The organism is Janthinobacterium sp. AD80, assembly GCF_002878455.1.
GTDB lineage: Bacteria > Pseudomonadota > Gammaproteobacteria > Burkholderiales > Burkholderiaceae_D > Janthinobacterium.
Map to the genome: position 1 here is coordinate 23,396 of NZ_NRDQ01000023.1, position 10,928 is coordinate 34,323.

Consider the following 10,928-nt stretch of genomic DNA (forward strand, 5'->3'; position numbering starts at 1 on the left):
GCTACTGCGCACCATGTCGCCAGCGAACATGCTGGCTTTTTCCAACCAGGCCGCCATGCGCGGCCTTTTTTATGGGCCAACCATGCCAGAGATAACTGAGTTAAAGATTGCCGTGAACACGGCGGAAGTAAAGGCGGGGACGCAGGCGGTGAGCGACCTGGCCGCCGCCAATTTGAGCCTGGAGGAGCGTACCCGCTCGGTCAATAGCGAAATCAGCCTGGGTACCGTGGCGTTGCGCGCACAGTTGGCAATGACGCGCGAGCAGGCGCTTGCGGCCAAGGCGCTTGGCACATGGTATGAGAATCAGCGCGATGCAGCGATAGCGGCTCAAAAGCGTCTCGATAGCATGGGGAGTGGGTATCTGCCCGCGGCTGCGACCGCAACGGGTGCGAAAAAAACGGGTGCGGCACAGCAAGCAGTCAGCTACCAGACCTATATCGATGATGTCGCACGTCCATTGCGATTGCAGTCCGATGCCGCGCCGGATGTCAAAAAGGACGCGCCCAAAGCCAAGGCCGATCCGGCGCGCCGGTTCAGCGATGCTGAATGGAAGGAAGCCGCTGCGACAGCGACATTATTTGGCAGCAAGCTGGAAAAAGCGTTTGGTAATGTGGGCAAGGCGATAGGCGACATGACGTCTGCGCTGGTGACTTATCGAAAGGCCCAGGATGAAATCCAGTTCGAGCTGGCCACGTCGGTAAAGACAGCCAATGCTTCTACTGGTACCGATAGCGAGAAGGCGGCAAAGATTGCCACTGCTACCGAAAAGGCCGAAACCGCCCAGGCCCGGGCGAAAGTTACAGGTCTGAAGGAGATGAGTTCCGCCGCTAAGGGGTATTTCAAAGAAAATTCTACAGGTTACAAGGTCATGGAAATGGCCGAAAAGACCTTCCGCGCGGTCGAAGTGGCGATGGCCGTCGAAGCCATGGCCAAAAAGATCTTTTTCAAGGAAGGTGAAGTCGCGGCCAACCTGTCGTTGAATACGGCAAAGGCCGCCGGTGAGGCGGGAGCATCCACGCTGTCGGTGGGGTTGGCTGCGGAAGAGGCAAGTGCATGGGGCGTTACCGCCGTAGTCAAGGCGATCGCCTCCTTGCCTTTTCCCTTGAATATCGCTGCTGGAGCGGCGACGCTCGCAGCCGTGCTGGCGATTGGCGCCAAGGTCATAGGTGGTATCGGAGGTGGTGGAGGGGTGGATACGACGGCCAAAGACCGCCAGGCAGCTGCGGGAACTGGCACCGTGCTGGGTGACAGCAGCGCCAAATCCGACTCCATTGCCAAGTCGATTGAACTGGCGAATCAAAATTCGGCAATCGAATTGTCGCATACGGCGGGCATGTTGCGTGCGCTGCTGTCGATCCGCGACAATATCGGCGGCATGGCGGACATGGTAGCGCGGACCAGTGGCTTGCGTGCCACTGCCATTGACGAAAAGGCGTACAGCGTTGGCTCGTCCTCCGGCGTGCTAGGCATCGGCGCTAAAAGTACGACGATCAAGGATAGCGGGATCAATGTCATTGCTGGCCAGACTGTCGGTTCTGCATCGGATGGCCAGTTCCAGGCGAAAGGGTATGCCGATGTCGAGAAGAAGAGTAGTGGCTTCTTTGGTATTGGCAGCAGTTCGCGTACCAAGCGCAATGACGTTGTTCTCGATGGCACGTTGCTCAAGCAATTCAGCCTGACGATAGGTTCCTTGCGAGCCGGCGCCATGGAAGCCATCGATTTGCTGGGCTTGAGTGGCAGCGGCGCGGTGGCGAAATTGAATGCGATGGCGCTCGATATCGGCCTGATCAGCTTCAAGGGGCTGAGCAGCAGCGAAATCAAAGATGAACTTGAGGCGGTTTTCAGCAAGCTAGGTGATCAGATGGCTACCGTGGTAGCACCTGAAATCAGCAGTTTTCAGAAAGCGGGCGAAGGCTATCTTCAGACGCTGACCCGCATTGCCACCAATTACGCCAATCTCGATTCCGTCCTCGCCTCCATCGGCGCGACGTTTGGTGCTACCGGTATGTCCAGTATCAAGGCGCGCGAACGCTTGCTCGAACTGACGGGAGGCATTGATGGCCTGGCCGACAAGACCAATGCCTTTGCCGAGAACTATCTGACCGAAGCCGAGCGCCTGGCGCCCGTGCAAAAGCATGTGACGGAGCAGATGGCGGCGCTGGGTTATGCCAGCGTGACCACGCGTGCGCAGTTCAAGGACACCGTGCTGCAGCTGGCCAATTCCGGCGCATTGGCCACCAAGACGGGCGCCGAGCAGTATGCGGGCCTGATGGCCTTGGCCGATGCGTTTGCAAAAACGCATGCGGCAACGGAAGACCTGAGCAAATCGGAGCAGGGCATCGCCGACGAGCGCAAGGGTATCCAGGACAAGCTTGACCAGATGACGATGACCTCGGCCCAGCTGCGTGCCCGCGAACGGGCGTCGGTCGATGCATCGAACCTGGCGCTGTATGACCAACTGCAGGCGCGGCAGGACATCGCCAGCGCCTACGAGACGGAATCGGCAGCCCTCAAATCCACCATTGACCGCCTGAAAACGTTCGGCGACGGCATCCGCACCTTCAAGGATTCGCTGCTGCTGGGCAGCCTGTCGACCCTGACGCCGATGCAGAAAATGGCCGAGGCGCAGCGCCAGTATGAAGAGACATTGGCCAAGGCGAAGACAGGTGATGCGGCGGCGCAGTCTGGGCTGACGGCGGCGGCTGCTGCTTACCTGACGGCGAACCAGGTGGTCAAATCGTCGAGCGACGCCTATGCGGCCGATGCGGCGCGGGTGCAGGCGGATCTGGCGGCGCTGGCGGCGATTGCCGGTACGCAGCTGAGCGATGCGCAGAAACAGCTGACTGCCCTCGATACGCAGGTGGGGCAGTTGATCAACCTGAACAAGACGGCGGTGGGTATCCAGGAAGCCGTCGATGCGCTGGGGGCCGCCCTGCGTGCCGGCGGCAAGACGGACATCACCGACGGGATGCTGTTCGGATCCTCTTTCGGCATGCCGGTTGCCGCTGCGGCTGCGGCTGACGACATGCTGGTCGATGTGCCGGCGGCGCAGGCCATGCAGCGCTATTTCAGCGCCAGCGATGGCGCCAATGAAGCGCTGGTGGCCGAGATCAAGGGCTTGCGCGAAGAAGTGCGCCAGCTGCGCGCCGACCAGGATCAGCAGACCGGCGCCATCATCAGCAGCAATTACGACGCCAATGAACGTGCCGCCGACAAGGTGTCGGCCGGCGCCTCGGAAGCGGCCAGGGCTTCAGTCTGGGCCAGTCAATCGAAAGCGAGCATAGTATGAACGAGACCTTCAATGCGGCCATGAGCGACACGCAGTTCGCCGCGTGGCTGCGCAATCCCGCGGCACGGCGCCTGGTGCTGATCGAGGTGGCGGTGCGTAGCGGTGGCCAGGAACGCATGCGTTTCCTGAGCACCGGCGCCTATGTCACGGCGCCCGATGACACGCCACCCAACCTAGCCTACCAGTCCATTGTTTCGACGGGCATGCAGTTTACCGAGCAGCTGTCGCTGGGCGGCGAAGCGAGCCTGTCGGCGGGCGATATCGAGATCCACAATCCGTCCGGCATCCGTGACGCCTGGCTCGATGATGTGTGGATGAACCGTCCGATCCGCGCCTGGATCGGTGATCCGCGCTGGCGTCGTGGTGACTTCCGCATGATCTTCAACGGCGTGGTCGCCGACGTCGCGCCGAAAGGGCGCGACAAGCTGGCCCTGAAACTGCGCGACAAGCTGCAGCGCCTGAACACGCCCGTCAGCGAGGCCAAGCTCGGTGGCGCGACGCCCAACAAGGACGCCGTGCTGCCGCTGGTCTTTGGCGAGGTGCACAACATCACGCCGCTGCTGGCCGATCCGGCCCTGCTGCAGTACCAGGTGCACGACGGCGCCATCGAAGGAATCATCGAAGTGCGCGACAACGGCTTGCCGGTGCGGGCAACGGCCGACAAGGCCAGGGGCACCTTCGTCCTCGCTGCGCCGCCCGCCGGCACCTTGACCGTGTCGGTGCAGGGCGACCGTGCCACCGGTTACGCCACTACCGTGGCGGCGCTGGTGCGGCGCCTGGCCACAGGCTACGGCAAGGCGGGTGACCGCTTTGCCGATGGTGATCTGGATACGGCCAATCTGGCAGCCTTTGATGCTGCGCATCCGCAAGCGGTTGGCCTGTTCCTGGCCGGGCGCACGAACGTGCTCAATGCCTGCCAGATGCTGGCGTCCAGCCTGGGCGCGCAGCTGGTGATGTCCCGCCTGGGACAACTGCGGCTGCTGCAAATCAGCCTGCCTCCGGCCGGAACGCCAGCGGCAGTAGGGCCGCAGCACATGGTGGCCGGCAGCCTGGCGCCTGTCAGCCGCAATGCGCCGACGGCATCCGTCAAGCTGGGCTTCAGCAAGAATTGGACGGTGCAAAGTGGCTTGCAGACGGGTATTCCGGTTCAGCACAAGGATCTGTTTGAAACGGAATGGCTGACCGCCACCCGTGCGGACGCTGGCGTGCAGGCCGATTACCGGCTCGATGCGGAACCGGTGCAGCAGGACACCATGCTGCTGCGCCGCGTCGATGCCGAAGCCGAGGCCCAGCGCCGCCTGGCGATCAGCCGGCTGCCGCGCACGGCGTATGAATTCGACGGTACGGCGGAAATGCTGGCGCTGGAACTGGGCCAGGCCGTGACGGTGACGCATCCGCGCTTCGGCATGGAAAACGGCGTGGCCGGGCAGGTCGTATCGCTGGCCCCGGATTGGCTGACAGGACATGTGAAAGTGGGGTTTGTCGTATGAGTACCATCATGAATGACCGCGACGTGCTGCTGCAGGCAACGTCGCCAAGGCTGACGGCGCCGGAGGCGGGTGCGTAACTGGTGCTGCCTGCGGACAGCCTGGTGCCTTGATCAGCTGGCAGCGGACTCGCCAAGAGTACGTTGGCGTTGGGTACCCAGCTGGCACAAACCACTCTCGAAGTTATTACCGGTACTCGATTGCAATACACGGTCACCGATCCTGATGTATCCGACGCTGACGGCGATGGGGCATGTGCGGGCGTGATGATCGAGGCTGCAAGCCTTCTTTAGAAAAAGGACCTACATGGTTAATCTTAGACTAGTCGCAGATAACGCAGCCGACCGGGCGACGCTGACCACCTCGACAGTGGCCGGTGACCTGGTGGCCGCCAATCTGCAAAGCGATATCAAGACTGATATCTACCGCTCCGAGGGGACACGGGCAAGCGTCGTCATGGCCTGGCCAGCATCCGAACGCATCGGCTGCGTCGCTTTTCCATTTACCAATCTGACTTCAGGTGCAACCATGCGTGTTCGCCTGTATGCCATGTCGGGCGATGGGGCGCCTGTGCTGGACACTGGCTGGATGCGTGCATGTGCTCCAGCGCCGTTCGCAGCCCGTAACTTTGGTATTTTGCCGCTCGCCTTCAACGCGTATCGCTGGGGCGGCGTAAGTAGCTGGGCCGCTGGCGGCGGCGCCGCGGCAATGGGCTGGTTCGAGGCGGTACGCGGACGCCACATGATCATTGATCTGGACGATACGCATAATCCGCAAGGCTACATCGAGGCTGGCCGCTTGGTGGTGGGCGATTACTGGTCGCCGCAATGCAACGCCGATTTTGGCGCCGGCCTGCAGAAACAAGATAGCAGCGCGCATTTCCGCAACGAGGCGGGCGACTTGCTGACGCAGAAAGGCACTACCAGTAACAAGCTGACCCTTCAGCTTAGCCACCTGCAGGAAGATGACCGCATGCGACTGGCACGCATCTTGCGCGACAACGGCAAGCACACGCCCATATTAGTCAGCCTGTTTCCGGAAAACGCCGATCCCCTGCTCGAACAGGAATACACGTTGTACGGCAAGGCCAGCAACCTGGCTGCCGTGACGACACCGTATTTTGGTACCTATACCTTTCCACTTGAAATCGAAGGAATCTGAATGTCCAAGAAATTTTATCCAGGCCAACTCGACGTGGTCGAAAAACTCAACCAGATGGATGATGCGTTTGCGGCGGGACCGTATAACGCCTTGCCCTTGACTGGTGGCTCGATGACAGGGCCTATCACGACGCCCAGTTTTGTCACTATGGCGGTAAGGGGGGCTGGCCAGCAGCAAAATGTTGGTCTGAGTAATGGCTGGTGGCGTATTGCCAAATTTAATGTGGCCGCGCTGGGGGGCGAGGCCACTATCCGGATTTCGGGCGCGACTTCTTATTCGGCCTACGAGGGTTTGTCCAATGGTATTGAAACGGTGATTTTGCTGCGCTGTGATAACGACGGCAAGATTCGTGGCTCCTGGTATGCCACTGGTGATGGCAAGCATTCCGATATCCAAGGGGTAAGGATAGGCAGCGATGGCGTAATTTACGTAGGCGCGGTGCAGTTTTCAACGTTGTCCTGCTATATCGATTCAAATATGTGGGTTCAGCAAAAACTGGAGTTCCTTGGGACAGAGCCGCCCAAGGACTCGTGGGATGCTATCGCTGTCTACGCGTTGAGTGTCGGCGGTTCAGCAGGCATGATAGTTCGGCCTGGAGCTGTCGAGTTGCAGGCCAATTCCACATTGAATGGTCCTAAGAGCATACATGTGGGTACGCGCGGTGGACAGCAAAGCAGCCTATTGATACCGAATGACGGCAAGCCATTGTTGGCCAACGCCTATTACGAAGTGGCGGCGTTGGGCGTCGGAGGCATACCCGGCGCTGCGTTCCCTGGTCGTTTTCTCTGGTCGACGTCCGCAGGAAGCGGCAGTCTTTATTACCAAGGCTACAAGATGAATCTGCGGGCCTATGACGAAAACAGCGGAAATCTTTCGGAACCGTTACTGGGTATCAGCGGTACGGGACAACTCGCATGGCCGGGCAACATGCGCTGCGGACCGGCCTCCCCGAGTGCAGCCCTACGCGACATTCACACGATCTACAAAGACACGGCGCCGGCAGGAGAGATTCTGTACGTCGGCCGCAAGGGAGAACCGGCCACTTCCACGCTGGCGGTGCTGGCTGGCGCCGGCAATGCATCGTGGTCGGGTAGCACCGCCGTGTTGTACGTGGGCAGCCAGGTAACTGGCCGCAGCATCAACGCTTCTGGCACGATCAATGCTAGTGGCGCGGACTATGCCGAGTATATGCTCAAGGCGGCATCCTGCGGCACGGTGGCACCTGGTCAGGTGATTGGCATCGGCATTGACGGCAAGCTTACCGACCGCTGGAGCGAAGCCGTCTCGTTTGCCGTGAAATCCACCGACCCCTGTATGGTGGGCGGCGACAAGTGGTCGCAGCGGCTTGGCCCCCGTCCTGCATCCGTGACGCGTATCCTCGAAACGGTCGAACCACAACTTGTCAGCGAGGCGCAAGCTGCTGTTGATGCCGTATATAACGGCCTTGTCCTTGTCACTCCCGCCATCCCTGCCAAGGAACCCGTGTACCGAAAGGTCTCCTTGCCAGGCGAGACGGACGAAGAGTGGGCTGCACGCCAGGCACCGGGCCAGGCCTTCGACGCGGCACTCGAAGCGTTGCGCCAGACAGTCGACCGCATCGCTTTTGCCGGCCAGGTGCCATGCAACGTCCGGGGTGCGGTCCCGGGCCAGTTCATCGTGCCAGTTCAGGATGGCGAAGGCCTTGCAGGCATCGCCATCAACGAGCACGAGATAACGCTCAAACAGTATATGAGTGCGGTCGGCAAAGTCATCGCTATCGAAGACGACGGCCGTGCGCGCATCGTCGTCAAGGTTGCTTGAACCTGGCGCTCTGATATTGCCCGCTTCGGCGGGCTTCTTTCAGCGATACGTCCGGTTTTCAGGCGACGACCGATCAGGCGAGCGCCACCAATAATGAAGTCGAGGAGTTGAAATGGGTGATTTTTTTTATTATGGCCAGAAGGATATGATTCGGCGCTTGAATGAGTTGGCTGGACGCGGCGCCGTTGTCGCTTCGTATGCGCCAGCGGTCGGAAAGTCGCCAATTGGCGGGCCGAACGGTTACATGGATCCTGCCTGGATTGACCCCAATAAGGTTGTCGCATCCAATTTGCCATTGTCCGGGGGGAGTGTCGCTAAATTCGGCTACAACTATTTGCAGGGGGCAGAGCATGGGCAGCGGTTTTTTAAGTTGGCTACTTTGCCGGGCAGTAACGCAAATACATACGCGTCGCTGCGGATTGATGCAGTTCTCGGAGGGTGGGCTTCGTCGCAACTTACCGCGATGACTATCGTTATCGGGAGTAGAGACGGTGTGACGGTTGAGTGGTCCAGTACACGGATTGTCCCAACTTCGGTCAGATTCTTGCTTTACAGGGAAGATGACGGACAGATTTCCGTCTACTTATTTTTTCTTTCAGGTACATTTTCCCAAGCGGCTTTTAATCTGTTCGGAAATCAAGCGATTACCTACACCACGCCAGCAGTATCGAGTTCAGTGCCTGGCACAGTTATCTGGGATTCCTCAGCGCCAGAAGCGACTTCCATCTACATAGCGCCACGCGTCACTTCTCTTTCCATTGGCGGAAGAAATACGGGCACCAGCTTTAATGAAGGAATTGCCATTCGTGGTCCAGTTAATTCTAATACTAGCCCCCCTTCCTACATTTATGGCAGCCTGATGCCGGATTCTTTACCTGCCGGGCAAGCGCATGAAATGATGCGTCTGGCGGTTTCGGGAATGTCGGGTAGCAGTTTCTCCGGCCACTGGTCATTTATGTCCTCTGAAGGCAATAGCAGTGCCCATAAGGAAGGGTACAAATTTATTGTCCGTGCGCGCGATACCGGTTCCGGCAGCATTACTGCTGATTTGCTTCGGGTCTCGGGCAATGGTCAAGTGTACGTCCCGTTGCTGAAAGCTGGCAGTTCAGATGTGACCGCTACCCGGCATGTCATTAACCGTATCTCGGCGCAAGCTGACGAACTCTTATATATCGGCAGGGAAGGTATTCCGGCACCTTGCGTTGCGATCCGCGCTTCCGATGGGAATGGGGGCTGGAATGGTGCTGCCTCCATTATGTACATCGGCAAAAACAGCACCACAAATCGGAGTATATCTTCCGCAGGCACGATCAATGCGCAAGGCACTGACTATGCGGAATATATGGGTAAAAGTGCTCTTTGTGCTGATGTTCTCCCGGGACAGATTGTAGGTATTTCCAGTAACAATGAAGTCACTGACAAGTGGGCTGATGCAATCATGTTCGCCATCAAGTCTACCGATCCTTCATTTGTGGGCGGGGATAGCTGGGCTATAGATGTGGGCCAGCGTCCTGATGCCCAAGCCGGCACGGAACCTGTCGAACCAGTGCGTCGCGAAGACGTAATGGGGCAGGTGGCCGTTCCAGGGACCAATCCGTCCGAGTACGCCGAAGGAGTGGGGGAACCGGGCGACACGGATGAAGAATGGCATGCCAGGATGGATGCGTATCTGCAGGCTGTGGCAGAGTGGAACATCGCAAGGCAGGAAGACTGCGCTGCGATGGAAGAGTTCGATGCCAGACTTCAAGCAGCTCGTCTGCGCATGGATCGCATCGCCATCGCGGGCCGCGTTCCCGTCAACCTACTGGGGGCCCGGCCTGGTGACTATATCGTTGCGGTGCAGGATGGCGTTGGCATCCGGGGTATGGCAATACCTGAGGATGATTTGACCGACAGGCAGTACCGCAAGGCGGTAGGTCGCGTGATCTCGATCCAGTCCGACGGACGTGCCTATGTGATGGTCAAGGTCGTCTGATGCCGCTGTATTCACTGTCAACCCGCCTCGGCGGGTTTTTTATTTCATCAACAGAGAGGCAATCATGGCCATCGAAACTACCGCCGCCGGCGGCGCGCTGATCAAACTGTTTGGCGTGCCCGTGCTGGCTGGCGCCGCCGCCACGTCGCTGGGCTTCATGTTCATGTGGCCCCAGTCCACCAAGGAGGCGTTCATCCGCTTTTGTTCCAGCATCATCATTTCCACCTTTCTCGGCCCGCTGCTCGTGGCGGCCGTGCTGTCGTGGTGGCCCAGCCTGTTCGACAGCGCAAAAACCGTGGCGGGCCTGTATGGCGGCGATCCGGCCACCGGCTTCCTGTTTATCGCGGCTCCCCTGATGGTGGCGGCCGGCTTGCCCGCCTGGTGGGTGCTGGGCGCCTGCGTGCGCTGGTTCGACAAGCGGCGCGGCAAGGACATCGGCGAGTTGGCGGTCGATGCGGCCGCCGTCGTCAAGGATGTGCGGGGCGTGCTGTGACGGGCGCGCAATTGATGCAGATCATGCCACTGGCAGGGCGTCGCGCTAACCTGTTCCTGGCGCCTCTGAGCGCGGCGATGGCCGAGTTTGATATTGCCACGCCGCTGCGCCAGGCGGCGTTTCTGGCGCAAGTTGGCCATGAGTCGGGTCAGCTGCGTTACGTGCGCGAACTGGCCAGCGGCGCTGTCTATGAAGGACGCGGCGACCTGGGCAATGTGGTCGCTGGCGATGGCGTGCGCTTCAAGGGGCGCGGCTTGCTGCAGGTGACGGGGCGCGCCAATTACGCGGCGTGCGGCGTGGCCTTGCAGCTCGACCTGCTGGCCAGGCCGGAACTGCTGGAGCAGACGACTGCCGCGTGCCGTTCCGCCGGCTGGTTCTGGCAGTCGCGCGGCTTGAACCGGCTGGCCGACACGGGCGACCAGGAGCGCGTGACGCGCCGTGTCAATGGCGGCGTGAATGGCCTGGCCGAGCGCCTTGCCTTGTACGCAGCGGCGCGCAAGGTGCTGGCATGAAGCCGCCCTTGACGGTACTCGCCATGCTATTGCTGCTGGGCGCTGCCGTATTTAGCGCCCAGCGCTGGGGCCGCGCCGCCGGCCGCGCCGCCTGTGCCGCGCAGCTGGTCGACATGCAAGGCGAATTGCGGCGGCAGAAGCAGGCGTTGGCGGTCATGCGCGAGGAGGGCGCGCGCCGCACGGCGCGGGTGCTGCAGGCGCAGGCAACGGC

General features: G+C 60.3%; 8 protein-coding genes. All 8 read left to right on the forward strand.

The genetic code is table 11. The annotated features are described in order from the left end of the window. Positions 1–28: 28 nt before the first annotated feature. Positions 29–3,289 carry a hypothetical protein gene (locus tag JaAD80_RS06180; protein WP_146012269.1) on the forward strand — a complete coding sequence of 1,087 codons (3,261 nt, stop codon included), beginning with the start codon at positions 29–31 and terminating at the stop codon, positions 3,287–3,289. After that, positions 3,286–4,779, forward strand: a complete 1,494-nt coding sequence (locus JaAD80_RS06185; protein WP_258002830.1) for a hypothetical protein — start codon at positions 3,286–3,288, stop codon at positions 4,777–4,779. The genes JaAD80_RS06180 and JaAD80_RS06185 overlap by 4 nt, the downstream gene beginning before the upstream one ends. A gap of 303 nt (positions 4,780–5,082) precedes the next feature. Next, positions 5,083–5,937 carry a hypothetical protein gene (locus JaAD80_RS30140; RefSeq protein ID WP_146012270.1) on the forward strand — a complete coding sequence of 285 codons (855 nt, stop codon included), beginning with the start codon at positions 5,083–5,085 and terminating at the stop codon, positions 5,935–5,937. Then, positions 5,938–7,737 carry a hypothetical protein gene (locus JaAD80_RS06195; protein ID WP_102293375.1) on the forward strand — a complete coding sequence of 600 codons (1,800 nt, stop codon included), beginning with the start codon at positions 5,938–5,940 and terminating at the stop codon, positions 7,735–7,737. A 112-nt stretch (positions 7,738–7,849) separates the two neighbouring features. Next, positions 7,850–9,712, forward strand: coding sequence for a hypothetical protein (locus JaAD80_RS30145; protein ID WP_146012271.1), 1,863 nt, complete (start codon positions 7,850–7,852; stop codon positions 9,710–9,712). 64 nt (positions 9,713–9,776) lie between these two features. Next, positions 9,777–10,205 (forward strand): hypothetical protein, encoded by a 429-nt coding sequence (locus tag JaAD80_RS06205; RefSeq protein WP_102293377.1) that lies wholly within the window; start codon positions 9,777–9,779, stop codon positions 10,203–10,205. Between the two features lie 14 nt (positions 10,206–10,219). Beyond that, complete coding sequence (locus JaAD80_RS06210; protein ID WP_146012272.1) at positions 10,220–10,717, forward strand: glycoside hydrolase family 19 protein; 498 nt, start codon at positions 10,220–10,222, stop codon at positions 10,715–10,717. Then, the coding region (locus JaAD80_RS06215) for a hypothetical protein (protein WP_146012273.1) at positions 10,714–10,928 on the forward strand (215 nt) is incomplete at its 3' end. The genes JaAD80_RS06210 and JaAD80_RS06215, both read left to right, overlap by 4 nt.